General features: G+C 68.8%; 23 protein-coding genes. 14 read left to right on the top strand and 9 right to left on the bottom strand.

Features of this window, described 5'->3' with window-relative positions; all coding sequences use genetic code 11:
* Nucleotide 1: 1 nt before the first annotated feature.
* The 4 genes from WEB29_08960 to rsgA form a co-directional block, all read right to left on the bottom strand.
* On the bottom strand, nucleotides 2-802 hold the full coding sequence (locus WEB29_08960) for a prolipoprotein diacylglyceryl transferase family protein (protein ID MEX2137058.1): 801 nt from the start codon (nucleotides 800-802) through the stop codon (nucleotides 2-4).
* Between the two features lie 28 nt (nucleotides 803-830).
* Entirely contained in the window at nucleotides 831-3,425 is a 2,595-nt protein-coding gene (locus tag WEB29_08955; protein ID MEX2137057.1) for an AMP-binding protein, read from the bottom strand.
* A gap of 64 nt (nucleotides 3,426-3,489) precedes the next feature.
* Complete coding sequence (locus WEB29_08950; protein ID MEX2137056.1) at nucleotides 3,490-4,164, bottom strand: MBL fold metallo-hydrolase; 675 nt, start codon at nucleotides 4,162-4,164, stop codon at nucleotides 3,490-3,492.
* 27 nt (nucleotides 4,165-4,191) lie between these two features.
* Nucleotides 4,192-5,151: a ribosome small subunit-dependent GTPase A gene (gene rsgA, locus WEB29_08945; protein ID MEX2137055.1), complete on the bottom strand. Its 960-nt coding sequence runs from the start codon at nucleotides 5,149-5,151 to the stop codon at nucleotides 4,192-4,194.
* Nucleotides 5,152-5,359: 208 nt separating this feature from the next.
* Here rsgA and WEB29_08940 point away from each other — a divergent pair, with 208 nt between their 5' ends.
* The 13 genes from WEB29_08940 (at nucleotide 5,360) to WEB29_08880 (ending at nucleotide 16,672) form a co-directional block, all read left to right on the top strand.
* Nucleotides 5,360-6,556, top strand: coding sequence for a hypothetical protein (locus WEB29_08940; GenBank protein MEX2137054.1), 1,197 nt, complete (start codon nucleotides 5,360-5,362; stop codon nucleotides 6,554-6,556).
* Nucleotides 6,557-6,637: 81 nt separating this feature from the next.
* Nucleotides 6,638-8,050 (top strand): Fe-S cluster assembly protein SufB, encoded by a 1,413-nt coding sequence (sufB, locus tag WEB29_08935; GenBank protein ID MEX2137053.1) that lies wholly within the window; start codon nucleotides 6,638-6,640, stop codon nucleotides 8,048-8,050.
* A gap of 126 nt (nucleotides 8,051-8,176) precedes the next feature.
* Nucleotides 8,177-9,421 carry a SufD family Fe-S cluster assembly protein gene (locus tag WEB29_08930; protein ID MEX2137052.1) on the top strand — a complete coding sequence of 415 codons (1,245 nt, stop codon included), beginning with the start codon at nucleotides 8,177-8,179 and terminating at the stop codon, nucleotides 9,419-9,421.
* Nucleotides 9,418-9,735 carry a Rieske 2Fe-2S domain-containing protein gene (locus WEB29_08925; protein MEX2137051.1) on the top strand — a complete coding sequence of 106 codons (318 nt, stop codon included), beginning with the start codon at nucleotides 9,418-9,420 and terminating at the stop codon, nucleotides 9,733-9,735. Before WEB29_08930 ends, WEB29_08925 begins: the two co-directional genes overlap by 4 nt.
* Nucleotides 9,732-10,238, top strand: coding sequence for an Rrf2 family transcriptional regulator (locus tag WEB29_08920; GenBank protein ID MEX2137050.1), 507 nt, complete (start codon nucleotides 9,732-9,734; stop codon nucleotides 10,236-10,238). The genes WEB29_08925 and WEB29_08920 overlap by 4 nt, the downstream gene beginning before the upstream one ends.
* 22 nt (nucleotides 10,239-10,260) lie before the next feature.
* On the top strand, nucleotides 10,261-11,112 hold the full coding sequence (sufC, locus tag WEB29_08915) for a Fe-S cluster assembly ATPase SufC (GenBank protein MEX2137049.1): 852 nt from the start codon (nucleotides 10,261-10,263) through the stop codon (nucleotides 11,110-11,112).
* A gap of 9 nt (nucleotides 11,113-11,121) precedes the next feature.
* Complete coding sequence (locus WEB29_08910) at nucleotides 11,122-12,390, top strand: SufS family cysteine desulfurase (protein ID MEX2137048.1); 1,269 nt, start codon at nucleotides 11,122-11,124, stop codon at nucleotides 12,388-12,390.
* 3 nt (nucleotides 12,391-12,393) lie between these two features.
* Nucleotides 12,394-12,801 carry an SUF system NifU family Fe-S cluster assembly protein gene (locus WEB29_08905; GenBank protein ID MEX2137047.1) on the top strand — a complete coding sequence of 136 codons (408 nt, stop codon included), beginning with the start codon at nucleotides 12,394-12,396 and terminating at the stop codon, nucleotides 12,799-12,801.
* Between the two features lie 2 nt (nucleotides 12,802-12,803).
* The gene (moeB, locus tag WEB29_08900; protein ID MEX2137046.1) at nucleotides 12,804-13,901 is read left to right on the top strand and encodes a molybdopterin-synthase adenylyltransferase MoeB; all 1,098 of its coding nucleotides are present in this window, start codon (nucleotides 12,804-12,806) and stop codon (nucleotides 13,899-13,901) included.
* Nucleotides 13,898-14,173, top strand: coding sequence for a ubiquitin-like small modifier protein 1 (locus tag WEB29_08895; protein ID MEX2137045.1), 276 nt, complete (start codon nucleotides 13,898-13,900; stop codon nucleotides 14,171-14,173). Before moeB ends, WEB29_08895 begins: the two co-directional genes overlap by 4 nt.
* A 5-nt stretch (nucleotides 14,174-14,178) precedes the next feature.
* Nucleotides 14,179-15,108: a cysteine synthase family protein gene (locus WEB29_08890; protein MEX2137044.1), complete on the top strand. Its 930-nt coding sequence runs from the start codon at nucleotides 14,179-14,181 to the stop codon at nucleotides 15,106-15,108.
* A complete protein-coding gene (locus WEB29_08885; GenBank protein ID MEX2137043.1) occupies nucleotides 15,105-15,524 on the top strand; it encodes a M67 family metallopeptidase in 420 nt (139 codons plus the stop codon). Before WEB29_08890 ends, WEB29_08885 begins: the two co-directional genes overlap by 4 nt.
* Nucleotides 15,525-15,535: 11 nt before the next feature.
* The gene (locus WEB29_08880) at nucleotides 15,536-16,672 is read left to right on the top strand and encodes a Xaa-Pro peptidase family protein (GenBank protein MEX2137042.1); all 1,137 of its coding nucleotides are present in this window, start codon (nucleotides 15,536-15,538) and stop codon (nucleotides 16,670-16,672) included.
* On the opposite strand, the gene WEB29_08875 is transcribed toward WEB29_08880, so the two are convergent.
* The 5 genes from WEB29_08875 to WEB29_08855 form a co-directional block, all read right to left on the bottom strand.
* Nucleotides 16,669-17,316, bottom strand: coding sequence for a helix-turn-helix domain-containing protein (locus WEB29_08875; GenBank protein MEX2137041.1), 648 nt, complete (start codon nucleotides 17,314-17,316; stop codon nucleotides 16,669-16,671). The genes WEB29_08880 and WEB29_08875 overlap by 4 nt on opposite strands.
* On the bottom strand, nucleotides 17,313-18,722 hold the full coding sequence (locus WEB29_08870) for a dipeptidase (GenBank protein ID MEX2137040.1): 1,410 nt from the start codon (nucleotides 18,720-18,722) through the stop codon (nucleotides 17,313-17,315). Before WEB29_08870 ends, WEB29_08875 begins: the two co-directional genes overlap by 4 nt.
* 21 nt (nucleotides 18,723-18,743) lie before the next feature.
* Nucleotides 18,744-19,016 (bottom strand): hypothetical protein, encoded by a 273-nt coding sequence (locus tag WEB29_08865; protein MEX2137039.1) that lies wholly within the window; start codon nucleotides 19,014-19,016, stop codon nucleotides 18,744-18,746.
* Between the two features lie 132 nt (nucleotides 19,017-19,148).
* Nucleotides 19,149-19,898 carry a lysophospholipid acyltransferase family protein gene (locus WEB29_08860; GenBank protein ID MEX2137038.1) on the bottom strand — a complete coding sequence of 250 codons (750 nt, stop codon included), beginning with the start codon at nucleotides 19,896-19,898 and terminating at the stop codon, nucleotides 19,149-19,151.
* Nucleotides 19,898-21,208: an MFS transporter gene (locus tag WEB29_08855; protein ID MEX2137037.1), complete on the bottom strand. Its 1,311-nt coding sequence runs from the start codon at nucleotides 21,206-21,208 to the stop codon at nucleotides 19,898-19,900. Before WEB29_08855 ends, WEB29_08860 begins: the two co-directional genes overlap by 1 nt.
* A 111-nt stretch (nucleotides 21,209-21,319) precedes the next feature.
* Here WEB29_08855 and lgt point away from each other — a divergent pair, with 111 nt between their 5' ends.
* Nucleotides 21,320-22,198, top strand: coding sequence for a prolipoprotein diacylglyceryl transferase (gene lgt / locus WEB29_08850; protein MEX2137036.1), 879 nt, complete (start codon nucleotides 21,320-21,322; stop codon nucleotides 22,196-22,198).
* Nucleotides 22,199-22,203: the final 5 nt, after the last annotated feature.

Genomic DNA, 22,203 nt, shown 5'->3' with positions numbered 1-22,203 from the left:
CTCATGCGGTGGCCGGCACGGGCCTCGGCATGCGATAGACGCCACTCCGCAGCTGGCGCGCAAAGTGAAGCATGAGGAGCCCGACCAGCGGAATCAGGACGAGCTGCGGGCCGGTCAGCCCTGCCCACTGCACCTCGTTGCCACGGATGAACTCGATCCCAAAGCGAAAGATTCCATACGCCAGCAGGTAGGCCTTGAGCGTGTCGCCGCGAACCGGCAGGAGGGGTCCGCGGGTCGCGATCAGGGCGAAGGCCCCCGCGTGGAAGCCGATCTCGTACAGCATGCTGGGGTGCATCGGTCCACCACAGCCGGGGCATCGGGGGAAGGCGGCCGCGACCTCGGTCGAGACCGACATCCCCCATGGGAGGCTGGTCGGCGTCCCGAGCGGCAGCTCGGAGAGGAAGCAGCCGACCCGCCCGATCGCCAGTGCCAGTGGAATGGCCGCGGCGTAGTAATCGCCGGTCGAGAGCCGATAGCCAAGCGCCCGCTTGGTCAGGACGATAGCCAGGTAGCCACCGGCCAGGCCGCCCAGGATGCTCTTCGGGCCGTGGGTCAGGACGTAGGTGATCGGCAGATTGGCGGCCGTGACGTCGTCGAGCACTTCCCACGAGGTCAGCAGGCGCGCCCCCAGCGCCCCGCCCAGGATCGCAGCGACGCTGATCAGCGTGATCTGCGGACCCAGGATCCGGTCGCGCCGCAGGGCGCGGTAGTAGATGGCGAACCCGGCCAGCATGCCCAGGATCGTGAAGAAGTCGTGCGTGCCAACCGTGATCGGCCCCAGCCGGCCCAGCTCCGGAAGCATCGAGGTTCAGAGGCGCGCAGCACGCGCGTCAGAGCGCGGCAACGGCGGCCTCCAGCCGCTGGGTGGCAACCAGGTGGTCCGTGTCCCACCCGAAGTGGATGGGATCCCCGAAGACCAGCTCCACCTCCCCGCGCCATGGGAGCCGCTGACCGGCGAACGCCGGATCGCGTCGGGCGTCCATCCGCGACATCCGGGTGACCTTCAGCTTCATCGGCACCACCGGCGTGGCTCCCTCGACGGCGACCAGGCCGGTCCCTGACTTGAAGGGCTGGGTCGGCCCGCCCACGGTCAGCTTCCCCTCGGGGAAGATCAGGATCGAGAAGCCGCGGTCGAGCCGGGCGCCCAACAGCTCGAGGGACCGTCGGACGGCGCCCTCGCGTGCCAGCGGAAATGCGTTGCCGATGAGCGCCGATCCGAAGCCACGCACCGGGTTGCCGAAGATGTCGTCGGCCGCCGCGGCGACCGACAGGTGCCAGCGCCAGGCGAGCGGGATGCGCGTCAGCATGATCCCCACGTCGTTGTGCAGGCAGTGGTTCGGCGTGAAGAGGGCCGGCCCCTTTAGGCCGCGGAGCCGCTCGAGTCCGGTGACCCGGACCCGATACATGCTGGAGAAGACCGGCAGCAGGATCAGGGTCTGGATCAGGATCCCGGCGGCCCGCGCAATCGGGCTCAACGGCCAGCCGAAGATGCCGGTCTCGTGCTTCTGCTCCTTCGCGGCATCGACCAGGGCAGAGAGCTGTGCCACGGTGGTATCGGGATCCACGTCACCATCGTCGACGAAGGCGCCCATCTCCTCCTCGATGACGCCCAGCAACTCGATCCTCGCCAGGGAGTCCATGTTCAGATCGGTCGACAGGCGGGAGTCGCGCTGGACCGATGCGATCGGCAGGTTGGCCACCGAAGCCACCAGCGCCTCAAGGCTCGCTGCAGCAAGCGGCGATGGTGCCCCCGCCCCTGTCGCGGCCTGCGCGGCGGCGGAGCCGCTCTCCAGCTCCGCCAGCCGATCGAGGACGATCCGCTTCTTGACCTTGAGGGTGTGGGTCCTGGGAAGGTCGTCATCGGGCCAGATCGTGACTCCGCGGATCTGCTGGTGTGCGCCAAGCTGCGCATTGGCGTCGCGGACCACGGTGTCCGCCATCCCCGGATCGTCGATCAGGAGCACCGCCTGGACCCGCAGCTCGCCGCGCGGCGGCTGCCAGCCCACCACCGTCGCGTCACGCAGCCGCTCGTCACGTCCCAGGACGGCCTCGATGTCCTCGGGGTAGACCTTCGTCCCGTCGGGCATGGCCAGCATGTCCTTCTTGCGGCCGCGCAGGGTCAGGAAGCCGTCGCCGTCGAGCACGCCGATGTCCCCGGTGTGATAGAAGCGGTCCCCGTCGATGGCCGCTCGGGTGGCCTCGGGATCCTCCCAGTATCCGGCGAAGACGCTCGGCCCTGCGACCAGGATCTCGCCGTCCTCGGCGATGCGGAGCTCGACCCCGGGCACCGCCTCGCCAACCGTCCCGATCCGATTGCGCGACGGCCGTGTGAAGCTGACCGCGGGCGACAGCTCCGTCGCGCCGTAGCCCTGGAGCACGTCGAAGCCCATGTTGGTCCAGCGCTTGGCCAGCTCCTCCTCGAGCGCCGCCGCCCCGATCCCAAGAGTTCGGAAGCGCCCCCCGAACTGCGAGATGACCGGGCGGAAGAGGAGCCGTTTTGCGAAGCGTGGCAGGTGCTGCGCGATGCGGTGCAGCCGCTCGAAGGCGGCACGCTTGCCGGAGGCATCGACCTTGCGCGAGATGGACGAGTCGAGCAGCTTCAGACCGGCCGGCACGATCAGCAGCATGGTCACCCGGAAGTCGCGGAAGGTCCGTATCAGCACGGCGGGCTGGCGGCTGACGGGGTAGACGATCGAGGCGCCGACCAGGAACGGCGCGATCAGCCCGCAGGTCTGCTCGAACATGTGCGACAGGGGCAGGATCGAGAGGAGTCGCTCGCCGGGCTGGAATGGGAAGACGTCACGCAGGGCGGTGGCGTTGGCCACCAGGTTGCCGTGCGTCAGCATGGCGCCCTTCGGCTCGCCGGTGGTTCCCGACGTGAAGACCACCTCGGCAATGTCGCTCGCGCCCAGGCTGGGCGTGGGAAGTGGCGCGGCCTGCCGGGCGCGGTCGGGGAGCGACTCGAGCAGCACGACAGGCAGGTTCAGGCCCTCGGCCATCGGCGCGGTCTGGGTCGAGGCCAGTACGAGCTTGGCGCGCGTGCGCTGCGCGACCTTTGCCACGAATTCAGGCTGGCTGCGAACGTCGAGCGGGACCAGCACCAGGCCTGCGAACAGCGCACCGAAGAAGCCGATCGGCCACTCGGGCCGGTTGACGCCCCAGATCAGCACCCGATCGCCGCGCTCCAGCCCCTGCTGGGCCAGGACGCGAGCAACCCGTGGGGCCAGGTCGGCCAGGTCGCGATACGTCCAGATGCGGGTGCGAAATCCGGGCTTGATGAGGAGCGCCGGTGCATCTCCGTAGCGGGCCGCGGCCTCGCGCAGCAGGTCGACCAGCGTTGATCCGGCTCCGGAGGCAGCGGCGCTTGACCGGCCAGGCTCCGCGGCGGCTGGCTCGGCGGGTGCGGGCGGGGCGGCAGTCGCCAAGGTTCCTCTCCTCTGCCCGCTACGGTACGACTGCAGCCGGTCGATGGCTAGAGGGTTTCGTGACTCAGGCGCCGGCCCCGGCTCGCGAGGCGAGGCCGCGAAGGACGCGATTGGTCCCGTCCCGCCACGGCGGATAGTGGCTGAAGGCGATCGTCTCGACGTCCAGTCCGGCCATGCGAGCGACGCTGGCGCGGGCCAGCGGAAGGTCCTCGCTGAAGACGCGGCTGGCAAAGGTGACCTTCCCGCGGATCACCTGCAGGGTGTCACCCACGAACAGGAGCTTGAGGCGCTCCGCATACAGGCAGATGCTGCCCGGCGTGTGGCCGGGGGTGTGGACCACCCGCAGCCCGCCGAGGATCGGCAGCACCTCGCCGTCCTCGACCGGCGTCGCCTCGCCGGGGTGTCGGGTGAAGTAGGCGATCAGCTGTCCGCGGTTGCGGTTCGCGACCGCGTCGCGCAGCGTGACCGTCAACCCGTCCAGGTCGGCCGGATGCATGAGCACCTCGACCTCTCGCTCGCCGGCGAGCTCGCGGACGCCGCCGATATGGTCCGGATGCGCGTGCGTGCAGATGATGCGACTCAGGTCGTCCAGCGTGCGTCCGATGCGTTCGATATGCCGCTGCACCCTGCCCGCCGACCCGATCAGGCCGGCATCGATCAGGGTCAACTGCGGCTCGTCGATGAGGAAGGCATAGACGTTCAGCAGCCTGACGGCGTGGACGCCCGGAGCGATCTCCATGAGCGGCCATCATAGGACCGCCCCTGTCTAATCCTCGTTCAGGAGAAGGCGGCGGTACGAGTCGTGCCGCGCCGCGCTGATCCGCCCGGCGCCGACGGCCGCGAGGACCGCGCAACGCGGCTCGCTGATGTGGCGGCAGTCGTTGAAGGCGCACCGGCCCAGGTAGTCGCGCATCTCGGGGAAGCACCACGCCAGCTCCTCGGCCGGAACCTGCCACAGGCCGAGCTCGCGGAGCCCGGGCGTGTCGGCCACGTACCCCCCGCCGGGCGCGCTCAGCGGGTGCAGCTCCGCCGAGGTCGTGGTGTGGCGGCCCTTGTGCACCGCCTCGCTCACGGCGCCGGTCTCGATCCGAAGCCCGGGCTGAATAGCATTGAGCAGGGTCGACTTCCCGACCCCGGACGGCCCGGTGACGACGCTGACCCGACCGACCAGTCGATCGGCGAGCTCCTCGAGCCCGATCCCCTCGCGCGCAGAGACGTAATGGACGGGGTACCCGATTGCCTCATAGCCGGCGAACAGGCCCCGAGCCGCGGCCAGCCCCACCAGGTCGACCTTGTTGGCCACGACCATGGCCTCGACCTCGTTGTGCTCGGCCACCACCAGGAAGCGATCGACCATGCGCAGGTGGGGCATCGGATCGGCGCAGGCGAAGACGACCAGCACCTGGTCGAGATTCGCGACAATCATGTCCTCCTTCCAGCTGCCGCGAGGGCCTGGCTGGCGGCGCGAGAAGCGCGTTCGGCGTGGCTCGACCGACTCGATCATCGCGTCGCCATCCGCGAGGGCCGCCACGGCCACCCGGTCGCCGATGACGACCAGATCGGAGTTTCCCTGCTCCTGCTTGACGCGCCCACGCAGGCGGCATTCCACGAGGGCGCCGTCATCGAGGCGGACCGTGTAGAAGCCGCTCCGGGCGCGCAGCACGATTCCGGGCAGCGGTGCTCCCGGGGCAGGGCGGACAGGGATGGGCAGGGACGTCAGAGGCACGGGTCGTTCTCCACTCGATCGGGTCGCAGATGGGCGGTGGAGCGCGCCCTGCGCGTGATCAGGGCCGCGAGGCGGTCCTGTGCAGACGAGGGCGCGCAACAACAGCGGTGGTCATCGGGCGTCTCCTTTCGCCTGCGTGCTTGGTGGCGTGTGGTCGCGAAGGTACCGATCCCGACCCACCCTGTCAACGACAGCTAGCATCTCGACCATGGACGAGATCGCGCTCCGATACCTGCTGCTGGGGCTGCGCCTGGGGCGGCAGCTGCCCGGCTTCGTCGATTCGTACCATGGCCCCGCCGAGCTTTCGGAGGCGGTTGACGGCGAGCCCCTGACTCCCGCCGCGGAGCTGCACGACGAATCAATGCAGCTCGCGGGCATGGCCGCGGAGCTCCCAGCGGATACGGCCGCGCTCCGTCGGCGGGCCATGTGGCTGGTCGCCCAGGTCGGTGCGATGGGGGCGCTGGCACGTTGGGCCGGCGGAGAGGAGATCGGCTACGTCGACCTGGTCGAGGATCTGTACGACATCGAGGTCCAGCTCGAGCCCGATGCGACCTTCGACACGGCTCGCCGCATGCTGGAGTCGGCGCTTCCCGGAAGCGCCTCGCTGCGAGAGCGGCTCGCCGCTCACGACGCCGGCAGCCGCATCCCGCCTGAGCGAGCCATCGCCATGGCCTCGGAGCTCACAGCTCGCCTGCGCACGCGCACGCGCGCTCAGCTCTGGTTGCCCGAGCGCGAATCGCTCCGCATCGAGGCGGCGCATTCGGTCGCCTGGACGCGCGAAGCGCGGTATCTCGGCGGAGGAAGCTCCGTCGTTCGCGTCAACGTCGATCGGCCGTTGACCTTCGCGACGCTGGTGGAGATTGCGGCTCACGACGGCTATCCGGGCCACCATGCCGAGGCATCGGTCAAGGAAGAGCTGCTGGTCTCAGCCGGACATGCCGAGCTCACCCTGATCGCGAAGCTCTCTCCGCAGGCTCTCGTCAGCGAGGGCATTGCGGGCATCGGCCGCGAGGTCGTGATGAGCGACCAGGAGCTCGGATTGGAGCTGCGAAGGCTCGCACGCTCGGTGGATCAAGGCCTCGATGTCGAGGCACAGCTCCTCGTGCAGCGCGCCCGCCGCCTGTTGAGTCCCGCCGTGGCCAACGCCGCCGTGGCGCTTCATCGCGATGGCGAGCCGGTGGGCGACGTGCGCTCCTACCTCGCCGAAGTGGCGCTGATCAGCGATGATCGGCTGGAAGAGACGATCTCCCAATTGAACGATCCTGTCATGCGCACGCAACCGTTCACCGACATCGAGGGTCCGCGCCTCGCATCGGAGTGGCTGGAGGTGCACGGCCAGACCCAGGGCTTCGGACGGCTCCTGGCCGAGCAACAGACCCCGCACGCGTTGCGATCGGAGCTCTAGCGGCTGTTGACCGTGCGGGGGAAAAGGGTCATCATCGGGCTAACACCGACTGCCTGAGTCGGGATTCAGACCGGGAGATTCATGGCCGTTCCCAATCCTGCTGTCGACAAGGTCCCCACCGGCTACAAGTACGGCTGGCACGACCCGGAGATGAAGCCCCTGCACGTCATGAAGAAGGGGCTCTCTCGCGAGGTCGTGGAGGAGATCAGCCGGATCAAGGGCGAGCCGCAATGGATGACCGACCTGCGCCTGAAGGCGTACCGCCACTTCGAGGCGCGGCCGATGCCGACCTGGGGCGGCGACATGAGCCAGATCGACTTTCAGGACATCTACTATTACGTGACCGCGACCGATAAGGCGGTCCAGTCCTGGGACGACGTGCCGGACTACATCCGGCGCACCTACGACCGGCTGGGGATCCCGGAGGCGGAGAAGAAGTACCTCGCCGGGGTCGGCGGGCAGTACGACTCCGAGGTCGTCTACCACAACATCCGCGCCGACCTGGAGAAGCTCGGCGTGATCTTCCTGGGGACCGATGAGGCGCTGGTCAAGTACCCCGAGATGTTCAAGGAGTACTTCGGCACCGTCATCCCGGCGAACGACAACAAGCTCGCCGCCCTGAACACGGCGGTGTGGAGCGGTGGCAGCTTCATCTACGTGCCCAAGGGGGTTCATGTCGAGCTGCCGCTGCAGGCCTACTTCCGGATCAACACCGAGAACATGGGCCAGTTCGAGCGGACCCTGATCATCGCGGACGAGGGGAGCAGCGTTCATTACGTCGAGGGCTGCACCGCCCCGGCCTACACCACCGCCAGCCTGCACAGCGCCGTCGTCGAGATCATCGTCAAGAAGGGCGCCCGCGTGCGCTACACGACGATCCAGAACTGGAGCCACAACGTCTACAACCTCGTCACCAAGCGCGCGGTGGCGTACGAGGATTCCGTCATGGAGTGGGTCGACGGCAACCTGGGCTCGCACCTGACCATGAAGTACCCCTCCATCTACCTGCTCGGCGAGCGCGCCCACGGCGAGGTGCTGAGCATCGCCTTCGCCGGCAGCGACCAGCACCAGGATGCCGGGGGAAAGGTGATCCACGCGGCTCCCAACACGACCAGCCTGATCACCTCGAAGTCGATCTCGCAAGGGACGGGCCGCACCTCGTACCGGGGCCTGATCAAGGTGTACCCCGGCTGCCACGGGTCGAAGTCGACGGTGCGCTGCGACGCGCTGATCCTCTCCGACGATGCCCGATCCGACACGTACCCCTACATGGAGATCGACGAGGACGACGTCACGATCGGGCACGAGGCGACGGTCTCCAAGGTCGGCTCGGAGCAGCTCTTCTACCTGATGAGCCGCGGCATGAACGAGGCCGAGGCGAGCGCCATGATCGTCAACGGCTTCATCGAGCCGATCGTCAAGGAGCTGCCGATGGAGTACGCGGTCGAGATGAACCGCCTGATCCAGCTCCAGATGGAAGGCGCGGTCGGCTAGGCCGATGGAGAGGCTGTCCCGGCCTGACCGCGGTCATGCGGCTACCGCGCTGTCAGGGCTCCTCGTGCTGCACAGCGGCTGTGCTGCACGGAGGCTGTGCCGCACAAACACTGCCGACGCCGTCCGATGACCATTCAAACGATCCCGGTGGGTGCGCTCGACGCTGGGACGATTGAGCAGATCTCGGGTGCCGAGCCGGCATGGCTTCGAGCGCTCCGTGGCGAGTGGTGGAGCCGCGTCGAGGCCAATCCGTGGCCGACCGGTGCCGAGGAGGAGTGGCGCCGCACCTCGCTCGACGGCCTGCCGCGTGACGGCGGCCTGCTGCTCGACCCGCCCATCGCGACCTACGAGCTCGACCCGCAGCTGGCCAAGCGCGGCGTGATCTTCAGCGACCTGGCCAGCGCGGTGCGCGAGCACGGCGACCTCGTCAGGGCGTGGCTTGGGCGCCACGACACGCTGTCGGCGCAGATGCCCTTCTGGGGCCGCTCCCTCGCCGCCTGGACCGGTGGCACGTTTCTCTACGTGCCGAAGGGCGTGATGGTCGACGGTCCGCTCACCGCGCGCACCACGCTCCCGACCGGCGCGTACACCTACCTGCCGCACACGCTCGTGGTCGTGGAGGAAGACGCCTCGGCCACCCTGCTCGAGGAGATCTCTTCGCCCGACGGCCGCGCGGTCTGGTTCGGCGGCACCGCCGACGTGCAGGTCGGCTATGGCGCGCGCCTGCGGTACGCCAACCTGCAGCGCCTCGGCGACGAGGTGTGGCGGATCGGGGCGCAGCGGGTCGAGGTGGGCCAGGACGCCAACGTCACGACGCTCAACGCGGAGATCGGCTCCGCCATCAGCAAGGTCGGGATGGACGTGCGCATGACCGGCAAGGGCGGCACCAGCCGGTTGCTGGGACTGCTCGCGGCGGGTGGTGCGCAGAGCATCGATTTCAACAGCTGCCAGGACCTGCTAGGCAGCCACACCACCTCGGACCTGCTCTACCTGTCGGCGCTGTACGACGCATCGCATGCGTCCTTCTACGGGGTCACCAGGGTTCGCCCGGAGGCGAAGCAGACGAGCTCCTACCAGGAGTGCCGCAACCTGCTCCTGTCACCCAAGGCGGGAGCAGAGCCGATCCCCGTGCTGGAGATCGAGACCAACGACATCCTGCGCTGCGGGCACGGTGCCACCGCCGGCGCCATCGACCCGATCCAGCGCTTCTACGCCCAGAGCCGCGGCATGTCGTCCGAGGCCGCCGAGCGCATGATCGTGCGCGGCTTCTTCGAACGGGTCGTGGCCCAGTTCGATTCGGAGCCGATCAAGGCGCGCGTCCTCGACGCGCTCGCCGCACGCATCGGAACCACCGATGAGGCCGCGGCATGACGACCGGGTTCGCTGCCGGCCTGCGGGCCAGCGATGTCGCGCCCGGCACCGTGGTGACGGTGATGGTCGGCGGCCGGTCAGTGTGCCTGGGGCACACGCTCGACGGGCGCTGGGGCGCCATCGAGGACGTGTGCACGCATGACGGCGGCGACCTCGGTGACGGCGAGCTCGATGGCAACGCCGTGGAGTGCCCCCGCCACGGTGGCCGATTCGACCTCTTCAGCGGGCGCGTCCTGGCCCTGCCACCGGTCGTCCCGGTCAAGGCCTACCCTGTCCACCTCGAGGGTGACGAGATCGTGGTGGAGCTGTCATGAAACTCTCGACGCGAGCGGAGTACGGGATCCGGGTGCTGGTCGTTCTGGCCCACGCCGACGGTGATCGGCCCACCTCGCTGTCGGACATCGCCAAGGCCGACAAGCTGCCGCACGCGTACATCGAGCAGCTGGTCGGCGCGCTGCGCCGGGCTGGCCTGGTGACCGCCACTCGCGGCCATTCCGGTGGCTACCGCCTTGCCCGCCCGGCGGAGCAGATCAGCCTGGTCGACGCGGTGCGCGCCCTTGATGGACCGATCCTGGAGATGCCGTGCGCCGGGCCGGACGACCTGGAGTCGTGCGATCGGCCGCAGGACTGCAGCGTCCACGAGGTCTTCGAGCGACTGAACAACTCGCTCAGCGGGATGCTGGGCGGCACCACCCTCGCCGAGGTTGCCTCCGGAACCGGCGGCCCGCCGTATCCACCCGCCGTGCGGCGCCGCGTGGCGGCCGCTCACACGAAGTCCACGGCCGCCCAATCGGCCGCGACCCCGCCCCCGAGCTGAACAGGAGCTGAAGCAGACACGTATGACCGACGAACTGGAGATCCGCGACCTCGAGGTCAGCATCGGGCAGAAGAAGATCCTCAAGGGCCTGTCGCTGACGGTGAAGGTCGGTGAGGTCCACGCGCTGATGGGGCCCAATGGCTCGGGCAAGACGAGCCTGGCCTACACGCTGATGGGCCACCCCGATTACCACGTCGACTCCGGATCGGTCACCTGGCGCGGCGAGGACCTGCTGAGCAAGAAGATGACCCCCGACAAGCGCGCCCAGGCGGGCATCTTCCTTGCCTTCCAGTACCCGAGCGCCATCCCAGGGGTGACGGTGGCAAGCTTCCTGCGCAACATCTACAACGCCGTCCATCATCCCAAGCAGCCGGCCGCGGACGCCTCGGATGGGGCCATGCCGAAGTACACCGGCATCCCGCTGGCCAAGTTCCGCAAGATGATGGAGGAGAAGATGGAGCTCCTCCACATGGATCCGGCGGTGGCGGCTCGCTACGTCAACGACGGCTTCTCCGGCGGCGAGAAGAAGCGCCTGGAGATGCTCCAGATGGCGATCATGAACCCAACCATCGCCATCCTGGACGAGACCGACTCCGGACTCGACATCGACGCGCTGCGGACCGTGGCGGATGGCATCAACGCCACCCTCTCACCGGAGATGGGGGTGCTGATGATCACCCACTACCAGCGCATGCTGAACTACGTGAAGCCGCAGTTCGTGCACGTCCTGCTCGACGGCAGGGTGGTGATGTCCGGTGGCGAGGAGCTGAGCCACAAGCTCGAGGCGAACGGATACGACTGGGTGCGCGAGCAGGTCGGCCTGCCATCGGGGGTCGGTGACGAGGTCGCCGAGCCGGTGGCGGAGCACGTCTAAGATAGGCCGATGGCTGTCGAGCCGGCACTGAAGGCGATCACCCCCGGAGCGTTCTCCGGGACGGTGCTGCGCTCAGATTTCGCGGTCTTCGACCGGCCGACCCGCAGCGGCAAGCGACTCGTCTTCCTTGACGCGGCCGCCAGCGCGCCCAAGCCACGAAGCGTGGTGGAGACGATGGCCGATGCCTATTCGCATCACTACGCCAACGTGCACCGCGGCATTTACGAGCTTTCCGAAGACGCGACGGGTCTGTTCGAGGCGGCACGCGGCAAGGTGGCGGCCTTCATCGGCGCACCCAGCAAGCGCGAGATCGTGTTCGTGCGGAACGCGACGGAAGCGATCAACCTGGTCGCCTACAGTTGGGGTCGCAGCAACGTGCATTCCGGCGACCGGGTGGTGACCACCCAGCTCGAACACCACGCCAACATCGTGCCCTGGCAGCAGCTGACGGCCGAGGTGGGGGCAACGCTCGACTACGTGGCGATCACCGACGACGGCCTTCTCGACCTCGACGACCTGCGCGAGAAGCTGGCCAAGGGGCCCAAGCTGCTGGCGGTCGCGGCGGTCAGCAACGCACTGGGCACCATCAACCCGCTGTCCGAGATCATCCGCATGGCCCACGAGGCGGGCGCCCTGGTGCTGGTGGACGCTGCCCAGGCGGTTCCGCACATGCCGATCGACGTGGCCGCTCTCGATTGCGACTTCCTGGCCCTCTCCGGCCACAAAATGCTCGGCCCATCCGGGATCGGGGCGCTGTGGGGCCGGCGCGAGCTGCTCGACGCGATGCCGCCCTTCATGACCGGCGGCAGCATGATCATCAAGGTCACCATGGAAGGGGCCGAGTGGAACGAGGTTCCCTACAAGTTCGAGGCGGGGACGCCGGCGATCGTCGAGGCGATCGGCCTGGGGGCAGCGATCGACTACCTGACGAACCTGGGCATGGATGCCGTGCGCGAGCACGAGCGCTACCTCTTCGAGCGCGCCTGGCCCGCCCTCGGTGAGATCCCGGGCGTCCGCCGCTTCGGCCCCGATGACGCCGCCACCCACGCCGGAGTGATCAGCTTCGTGCTGGACGGGATCCACCCGCATGACGTTGCGACCGTCTTCGACAGCGAGGGTGTGGCGGTCAGGGCCGGCCACCACTGCGCCCAGCCGGTGATGCTGCGCTACGACATTCCGGCCACAACCCGCGCCAGCTTCTACGTCTACAACGACCTGGACGACGTCGACGCCCTCGTCGCAGCGGTGCGTGCCACGCAGATCCTCTTCGCGGGCTGACCGATGGACAACCTGTACCGCGACTTCATCCTGGAGCACTACCGCAATCCCCATAACAAGGGGACCCTGGATCCGCACGACCTGCACTTCGCCGATTCGAATCCGACCTGCGGCGACGAGATGAGCATGAGCCTGGTCCTCGACGCCGACCGCACGGCGATCGCGGACGTGGCATTCGACGGACGCGGCTGCGCCATCAGCCAGGCATCGGCCTCGATCCTGACCGATGGCCTGCGCGGGCAGAGCCTGGACGAGGTGCGCGACATGAATCCGAAGGCGCTGCTCGACGAGCTGGGCGTTCCGATCGGCCCCGCCCGCCTCAAGTGCGCGCTGCTCGCATACAAGGTGCTGCAGGGCGCGGTGCGCGGCGGCGAGGTGGCCTGGCCCGCCGAGGCGGAGGCGGCCGGCTGACCGTGGCAACCGCGACTCCGTTTCGCGAGGTTGACGCCGCCGAGGCGCTCGAGCTGGCCGCATCTGGCTGGCGGATCCTCGACGTCCGCGAGCAGGTCGAGTGGAACGAGGGCCACATCCCGAATGCCACTCTCCTTCCGCTCGCCGACCTGCCGTCGCGGATCGGCGAGGTCGCCCCTGACCGCGACGCGCCACTGCTGGTCCACTGCGCGGTCGGCGCCCGCTCGCTGCGGGCATCGGCCTGGCTTGTCCAGAACGGCTACCGCAACGTGGCAAACATGCGTGGTGCCGCCCTGCTCGACTGGCGCCGGCTCGGCGGCGCGTGGGAAGCCCCCGAGCAGCTGCTGACTCCGGGCCAGCAGCGGCGCTACAGCCGCCAGGTGCTGATCCCCGAGATCGGGCAGGCGGGGCAGCGGAAGCTGCTGGATTCAAAGGTGCTGCTGATCGGAGCCGGTGGCCTGGGCTCGCCGGCGGCGCTCTACCTGGCTGCATCGGGGATCGGCACCATCGGCCTGGTCGATGACGACGTGGTCGACGAGAGCAACCTCCAGCGCCAGGTGCTGCACACCTCCGACCGGGTGGGGATGCCCAAGACCGAGAGCGCCCGCATGACCCTTGGCGCGCTCAATCCGGAGACCAACGTGGTCGAGCACCGCGAGCGGCTCGACGCCGGCAACGTCGAGCGGCTGATCTCCGATTACGACGTGATCGTCGACGGGACCGATAACTTCGACACACGCTATCTGCTCAACGACGCGGCGGTCAGGCTGCGCAAGCCAGTGGTGCATGGCTCGATCTACCGCTGGGATGGGCAGGTCACCACCTTCGTCCCGTTCGAGGGGCCGTGCTACCGCTGCATGTACCCGACCCAGCCGCCTCCCGAGCTGGCGCCGGCCTGCGACATCGCCGGCGTGCTGGGGGTCCTGCCGGGGATCGCCGGCCTGCTGCAGGCCAACGAGGTCTTCAAGCTCCTCCTTGGCGTGGGCGAGACACTGGCAGGGCGGCTGCTCATGTTCGACGCGATGTCGACCGAGTTCAGCGAGGTCAGGATCTGGCGCGACCCGGCCTGCCCAGCCTGCGGGGAGGGGACGATCCAGTGAGCACCGTACGCATCCCGCCGGTCCTGCGTGAAACGGTTGGTGGCAGTCGCAGCCTCGCCGCGAGCGGGGCAACGGTGGATGAAGTCCTCGCGGATCTCTTCGCCAACTATCCGGCCCTCCGCGACCGCGTCACGGCGGATGGTGAGCTGTCGCCGTTCGTCAACGTGTATGTCAACGACCGGGACGTCCGGTACCGCGACGGGCTCGAGACGCCGGTCGGGCCGGACGACACGGTCATCCTGCTGCCGGCCATGGCCGGAGGCGCCCGCTAGCCCCGATGCGCGACCTGGTCTCCACCATCGGCAGCACGCCGACGGTAGAGCTGTCGCACCTGGCGCCATCTCCGCGCATCCGCCTCTACGCCAAGCTCGAGGGCGCCAATCCGACCGGATCCGTCAAGGACCGAATCGCGCTGGCGATGCTCGCGGAGGCACGGGCGTCCGGGGCGCTGCGGCCGGGCCAGACCATCCTGGAGCCATCCTCGGGGAACACGGGAATCAGCCTGGCCATGATCGGTCGGCTGATGGGACACCCGGTGCGGATCGTGATGCCGGACAACACCACCGTCGAGCGCGAGCAGCTGCTGCGCCTGTACGGCGCCGAGATCGTCCCGTCCCCCGGGGCAGAGGGCTCGAACGGGGCCATCCGGCTGGCGCAGGAGCTGAGCGCCGCGGATTCGTCGCTGTTCATGCCGTACCAGTACGGCAATGCGGCCAACCCGCGAGCGCACGAGGAGGGGACCGGCCCCGAGATCCTCGCGGCCGTGCCGGAGGTCGACCTGTTCGTGGCGGGGCTGGGAACCGGCGGGACGTTGACCGGTGTCGGCCATTTCCTGAAGCAAGAGCGGCCCGGCACGCGGGTCATCGCCGCGGAGCCACTCCCCGGGGAGCAGGTGCAGGGCCTGCGAAATCTCGACGAGGGATTCGTGCCGCCGGTGCTGGACGCATCGGTCCTGGACGACCGGTACCTGGTCAGCAACCGCGACGCGGTGATCGGCGTGCGGCGCCTGATGCGCGAGGAGCGGATCTTCGCCGGCCTCTCGTCCGGCGCGGCGTTGAACGTGGCCCTGCGAGCCGCGGACGAGATGGAAGAGGGGAACATCGTCGTGCTGCTGGCCGACGGAGGCTGGAAGTACCTGTCGACCGGCATCTACGACCGCGACCTGGACGACCTGGACGAGGAGCTGGAGCGCTCGCTGCTGTGGTGAAGGGTCTTGGCCTGCCCCCATCGGTCGCCGATGAGCTGATGCGCCACGCTCGCGCCGAGCTGCCGAACGAGTCGTGTGGCATCCTCTCCGGATCGCTCGGCACCGGGCTCGCCACCCGGTTCCACCCTGCCCGGAACGTGGAGGCCTCGCCACTCCGCTACAACGTGCATCCCGAGGACCTGGTTCGCATCACCTTCGCCATCGAGGACGCCGGTGAGGAGCTGGTCGCCATCTTCCACTCGCACACCCACTCCGCGGCGGTGCCATCGGCGACCGACCGTCGCACGGCGATGTACCCAGACCCGTTCTACCTGCTGGCAAGCCTGTCAGAGGCCGATGCGCCACCCGCCCGCGCCCTTCGCGCGTGGCGGATCTACCGCGGGCAGGCATTCGAGGTGCCGCTGACGATCGGGTAACCTTCTGCCCGATGCCCCTCATCTCCACCGCCGGCACGCGCTTCGCCGACCCGGTCTATGCCGATCGGCTGCTGCGTGCCACCGCCGAGGCGGCAGCCCGCAGCATCGCGGCGCTGCTCGTCACGCCATCGGCCGACTACGAGTACCTGCTCGGCTATCGCCCCCCGGCGCTGGAGCGGCTGACCTGCCTCATCCTCCCCGTGGAGGGGGTGCCGGCCCTCATTCTTCCCCGACTCGAGGAGCCGCTGGCGCGCCACGCCATCGGCCCCCTGGCGGATGGCATCGAGATCGTGCCGTGGGATGAGACGGACGATCCCTTCCGCCTGGTCAAGGCCTGCCTGGGCGGGGCGCTCCGCGTCGGCCTGCAGGACCAGATGTGGTCTCGCTTCGTGCTGCGGTTGCGCGCCCTGCTCGACCCCGCCGAGCTGGTGGATGCCAGTCCCGCGATCGGCGCCGTCCGTCGCATCAAGCAGCCGGAGGAGGTCGATCGCCTTCGTGCGGCGGCCTCCGCGGCCGACGAGGCGATGCTGGCCATCACGGCGGAGCGCCTGGCGGGGCGCACCGAAGCCGAGGTCAGCCGCCGCATCAACGAGCTGTTGCTGGCTGCGGGACACGACACCACTGAATTCGCGATCGTCGCATCGGGGCCCAACTCGGCCAGCCCGCACCATGAGCCCGGGGAGCGGGTGATCGAGGCCGGCGACGCCATCGTGCTCGACATCGGCGGCGTGCGGGAGGCCTATTGCTCGGATACGACGCGCACCGCCTTCGTCGGTGATCCGCCTCCAGACTTCGTGGCAATGTACGAGGTGCTGCGGATGGCCCAGACAGCGGCATGTGCAGCGGTCGCGCCCGGCGTTGCGGCGCTTGATATCGACCGTGCCGCGCGACGGATCATCGAGGAGGCGGGCTACGGCGACGCCTTCATGCATCGGACCGGCCACGGCATCGGCATGGAGACGCACGAAGAGCCATACATCGTCGAGAGCAATGACGAGCGACTGGTGGCCGGCCACGCGTTCAGCATCGAGCCGGGGATCTACATCGCCGACCAATGGGGTGCGCGGATCGAGGACATCGTGGTCTGCACCGATGCCGGGGGCGAGCGCCTCAACACCAACAGCACCGAGCTGATCATCGTCAGCTAGGGAGCCGATCCTTCCCGGTATGAGGCCACGAGCGCGGTGAGCACGCCGTCGATCGCCGCGGTCGCCTCCCGATACGCGGTGGTCAGGTCCGTCAGCTCGGCGGCCCGACGGCGAAGGTGCGCTGCGATCGCCTCCAGCACCGGCGACCGATAGAAGAGGAACGCTTCGACCGCCTCGGCCAGCGAGAGGCCCGCGCGCGATGCCTCGGCCCCGTACAGGGCGCCCATCTTCTCCGCCTCGCCCAGCAGCAGGGTTCGTTCCGCCCGCTTGCCGGCGGCCACGTACTCGAGCACGAGGTTGAAGGTTCGCTGCCCCCAGCGCCGGAAGTCGGCGCGCTGCTCGGCGCTCAGCCGAGCCTGCCAGGGCGGCGCACCTCCGCTCCGCGCCATGCGGCGGTGCACGTCGCCCGAGATGGTGCCGGCTGAGCCGGTGAGCCGGTCCACGCCGTAGCGGTGCCTGCGCGGCGCATTCATCATCGCCTCGAGGGCCGATCGGAGGAAGCGGCGATGCCCGCCCGGCGTCACGAAGCTCTCGACGCGTCCCGAATCCGCCCAGCGCCGCAGCGTGTCAGGAGCGACGCCGACCAGGCGGCTGGCGGCCCCGAGCGCCAGCCAGGGATCGTCCGGGTTGGTCTTCCCGGTCATTCTCCGCGCAGCTCGGCTGGCGAGACGGCTCCCATCTCCTGCCAGAGGCGCACCAGCGCGTCCATGCCACCGCGATAGTTGGCAAGCGGCATCCACTCGTTCGGTGCATGAAAGTTTCCGTTCGGGGAGGCGAAGCCGATCAGCACGCTGGGCAGGCCGAGCTCGCGCTCCATCGCCGCCACGACCGGGATCGAGCCGCCCATGCGATGGAAGACCGGGGGCTTCCCGAATGTCTGCTCCAGCGCGCGGGCCGCAATCACGACCGCCGGGTGATCGAGCGGGGTGCTGGCTGGTTGACCGCCCTGGATGACCTTGACCTCGACGCGAACCGTGGGCGGCGCGATGCGCTTGAGGTGGTCGACCATCAGCTGCTCGATCTCGCGGTGATCCTGGTCCGGCACCAGGCGGGTGCTGATCTTGGCCCCGGCATAGGCAGGGATGATCGTCTTCGATCCCTCGCCGGAGTAGCCGCCCCACAGGCCGTTGACATCGAACGTCGGGCGAGCCGAGAGGCGCTCGAGGAGGGTGTAGTCCTGCTCGCCGTCCATCGGTCCGCTGACCTTGATCCGCTCGGCCCAATCGGCCTCGTCGAAGGGCACCGCCGCATAGGCCGCGTGCTCCTCGCCGGTCATCTCCCGCACTCGGTCGTAGAAGCCGGGGACGGTGACGTGGCCGTGGCCATCGGTCAGCGAGGCCAGCATGCGGAGCAGGACCGTGGCCGGATTGTCGACCCCGCCGCCGAAGATGCCGGAATGGAGGTCCTGGAACGGGCCAAGGACCTTCACCTCCCAGTAGGCGAGGCCCCGCAGGCCGTAGGTGATGGCGGGTGTCCCCTCGTCGTCCTGCATGTCCGAGTCCGAGACGATGCAGACGTCCCCGGCGAGCAGCTCGGGATGCGCCTTGACGAAGGTCTCCGAGGGCTCGGCCTCGTGCTCCTCGTCGCCCTCGAAGAAGAACCGCAGGTTGAGTGGCAGGGTCCCAACCCCCTTCAGCCACGCCTCGGCGGCCTTGAGGTGCATGAAGAGCTGACCCTTGTCGTCGCCGGAGCCACGGGCGTAGACGATGTCGTCCTCGTAGCGCGGCTCGAACGGCGGCCGCACCCACTCGTCGAGCGGATCGGTCGGCTGCACGTCGTAGTGGCAATACACGATCGCCGTGGGAGCATCGGCGCCTGCATGCAGCCAGTCGGCGGTCACGACCGGGTGGCTGCTGGTGTCGGTGAGGGTCGCGTGCTCGGCGCCGATCCTGGTCAGCTCATCAGCGATCCAGTCCGCAGCGCGGCGGACATCCCCGCGACGCTGCGGGTCGGCGCTGATGGATGGGATCCGCAGGAACTCGTCGAGACCCTTGAGGTGCTCGTCAGCGTGGTCTCGCAGGTATGCAAGGGCGGTCTCGAGGTTGGACATGCCGAGGGATCATAGGGCGTTCTAGCTGAACAGCCCCGAGGCGAAGCCACCGGCCATGGCGAGCGCTACCGCCGGCAGGAAGGCGCCGATCAGCAGCGGGCGGGGCCAGCCCGGCCCGCCGAAGAGGGCGTAGGCCGGGATCACCAGCGGGAAGAGCAGGATCCCCAGCGACCAGGCGACCCGCTGCCGAACGGTGAGGTCGGGGCGGTCCTGCACATCGAGCCAGTACGCCGCCATGGTGATGAAGCCTCCCACCATGCAGACGGTGAAGACGGCCCAGATGACGGGGAGCACGACGGGATGGTAGCGGGGCGCTCAGGGGCGGGCGTCGCGATGTCAGGGCCGTGTCAGGGCCGCTCGTGCAGTCGTGCAGCACGAGTGCACGATCGACCACGACGCTAGAGTGGCCCATGGTGGCCCCCGCGGCTACTCCCCCAGCTCGGCCCTCCGCCGTGCGAGGTCCGCGGGTCCCGTCAGCAGGTCGCCGAGGAATCGAAGCGATCTCCGTCGCGGCAAGCGCGGCTCGGTCCGGGGCAGAAGCGCCTGCATCGCCGCTCGCACCTGGCGGTCCAGCTCGTCGCGCGCCTCTCGGCCTCGCGTCTCCGCGGTGGGGATCGGCTCGCCATAGCGGAACACGACCCGCTTCCGAAACCACAGGAACGTGCTGCCGACGATGGCGCACGGGACGATCGGGACGCCGCTGGCCGCGGCAAACGCCACTGCCCCCTCCTCGAATGGGAGCAGCTCGGTCTCGCGGAAGCCGATGGTCCCCTCGGCAAAGATGCCGAGCACGCCTCCCGCAACAAAGACGCGCCGCACGGCCCGGACCGCCGAGGTGAGGGTCGTCTTCTCCGGGTTATACGGGATCACGCCGCCGACGAACGCCATCACCCGGTTGCGGAAGCCATGCGAGAAATCGGCCTCCTTGGGACCGAACCAGGTGACGCGCGGAGTCTCCGGGGTGGCGGCCAGCGCCAGCATCGGGTCCCAGCCGTTGTGGTGGTTGAGCACCAGGCAGAAGGGAGCCGCCGGCCAGCGTTCCAGCCCCTCCACGCGGATGTCGAAGAGGAGGCGGACGACCAGCACGTCGAGCCAGCGCATGACCCGATAGCGTGTGGAGACCTCGACGCTCAGCTCCCGCGGACCGGTGCGCCGCGCTCGCTCGGCCGCATCCATCAAGCCGCGGGGATCGGTTCCGGTTCGGCATAGGAGGTGAGGGCCTCGCGTCGTGTCGGATCGACGCGCAGCAATGCGATCCCTGATCCCACCAGGAAGAGCGCGGCGACGACCATCGCCGCGCGTGGTCCGTTCGCGAAGTTCAGCTCACCGACGCGGTCAAGCACCGTCCCCGCGACCACCAGGAAGACCGGCCCGGCGGCGGCGGTCCCGGCGTTCAGGATCCCCATATAGCGCCCGGTCGTGTCCTTGGGGATGACATCGGTCATGAGAGCCCAGTCGACCGAGAGGAAGATCCCCACCCCGATGCCGAAGGGCACGAAGGCGGCGATGGCCAGCCACGGCGACGGCGAGAGGGCGACCAACAGCATGCCAGCCGATCCGATGGCGCAGGCGGCCCAGATCATCGGCCGACGCCCAAACCGGTCGGAGAGTCGCGCGCCGGGAAAGGCGGCGGCAGCCGTGGTGATGCCAACCACCAGCGTGCCGAGAAAGACAAGGGATCCGGCTTCGGTCTCAGGAAGGCCATGGGTGCGCTGAAAGTAAAAGAGAGCCAGGGTGGTGGCGTTCACGGCCCCGAGGAATAAGAGGCGCACCAGCAGCAGCCACAGCACGTTCGACTCTTTCAGGATGTCCGTGCCCCAGGCCGACCCGGCGACCTTCAGCCACGATCCGGGCCTTGGCGGTGCGCCTGAACCCTCCCGTACCGACACCACGAGCACGATGGCGGTCGCAAGCTCGATCAGCCCCAGCCCGATCGTCGCCAGGACAAGGCTGCCGCCAAGTCCGAGGGTCGCCACACCGACGCCTGCGATCTGGCCCATCACGATCATCACGCCCATCAGGCCACTGGCCGTCGCCACCTGCTTGGCGGGAACCAGGTCCGGCACGTAGCCCTGGAAGGGGCCCTGCGCGAAGTTCGAACTGAACTGCAGGAGCACCAGGAAGACGAGGATCATCAGGAAGGTCTGCGACAGCGCGAGCCCGATCAGGAACACGACGTCGAGCGTCGCACCGATCACGATGTATGGCTTCCGCCGTCCCCAGCGCGTGACGGTGTAGTCGCTGATTATCCCAATCGTCGGCTGGACCGCGATCGCCATCAGCACCGCCACGCCGCTGATGACCGCCAGCAGGAAGCCGGCGTTCGCCTTGTCGATTTCCTCGATGCGAGACGGCAGGATGATGTTGCCCAGCCCGCCCCAAATGGTGAGGATGCCGAACCAGTAGATCGACAGCTTCAGCAGGTGCGAGAAGGGCAGGAGCGGTCGCTCTGAGGCGGGGCCGGGGCTGGGGGCGGCGTGGCTCATCGGATCCCTCGGTTGAGTCGCTGCACCATACGCTGTGGGCGCGGCGTTGACCACACGTTCCGACGCGGGCTCCAGCGGTCATGTCGAGTCCCCCGGGGTATCATCCGCCGCGTGATTGACCCGATCGCCCTGCAGCTGGGGCCTCTCTCCGTCCACTGGTACGGGATCATCATGGCCACCGCCATCCTGGCCGCCGCGTGGCTGGGGACCGCCGAGGCGCGGCGCCGTGGCGAGAATCCGGAGATCGGCTGGTCGATGCTGCTGTGGGCGATCGCCGGTGGCGTGATCGGCGCCCGCATCTATCACGTCATCCACCAGTGGGACTTCTATTCCGCGAATCTCTCGCTCATCCCGGCGGTCTGGAACGGCGGCCTGGGGATCCCGGGTGCGGTTGCCGGGGGCGTGGCCGCGGTCTGGACCTACACCCGTCTGCGTGGCCTGCCGACCGGCCGCTGGTTCGATATCTTCGTCATGGCGCTGCCACTCGGACAGGCGATCGGGCGCCTCGGCAACTTCGTCAACCAGGAGCTGTACGGCCCACCCACCGACCTGCCGTGGGGGATCCCGATCTCGGCCGCCCATCGGGTGACCGATTGGGCAAACCTCAATCTCTACCCGGAGGCGACGACCCGCTTCCACCCGCTCTTCGCGTACGAGGCGATCGCCAGCCTCCTGACGCTGGGTGCCATGATCTGGATCAGCCGTCGCTTCGCAGCTCGGCTGTACGACGGCGACATGCTGCTCATCTACATCATGTTCTACGGAGCGGTGCGCTCCTATCTCGAGACCTTCCGCGTGCAGAACTGGCTGATCGCCGGCCTCCCAACCGCCACCTGGCTGGGGCTCGGAAGCCTGATCCTGGCGGGAGGCTTCCTGTACCTGCGCCACGTGCGTGGCTGGGGGTCCCCGGGCGCCTGGATTTCCCAGGCCGAGGCCCAGAAGCGCGAGGCGCAGAAGGGCGAGCCGTCGCCGGAGGTCCAGCCTGGCTGAGCGGC

Source organism: Chloroflexota bacterium (assembly GCA_040902225.1).
Classification (GTDB): domain Bacteria; phylum Chloroflexota; class Limnocylindria; order QHBO01; family QHBO01; genus CF-167.
This window is presented reverse-complemented; position numbering and strand designations above follow the sequence as displayed.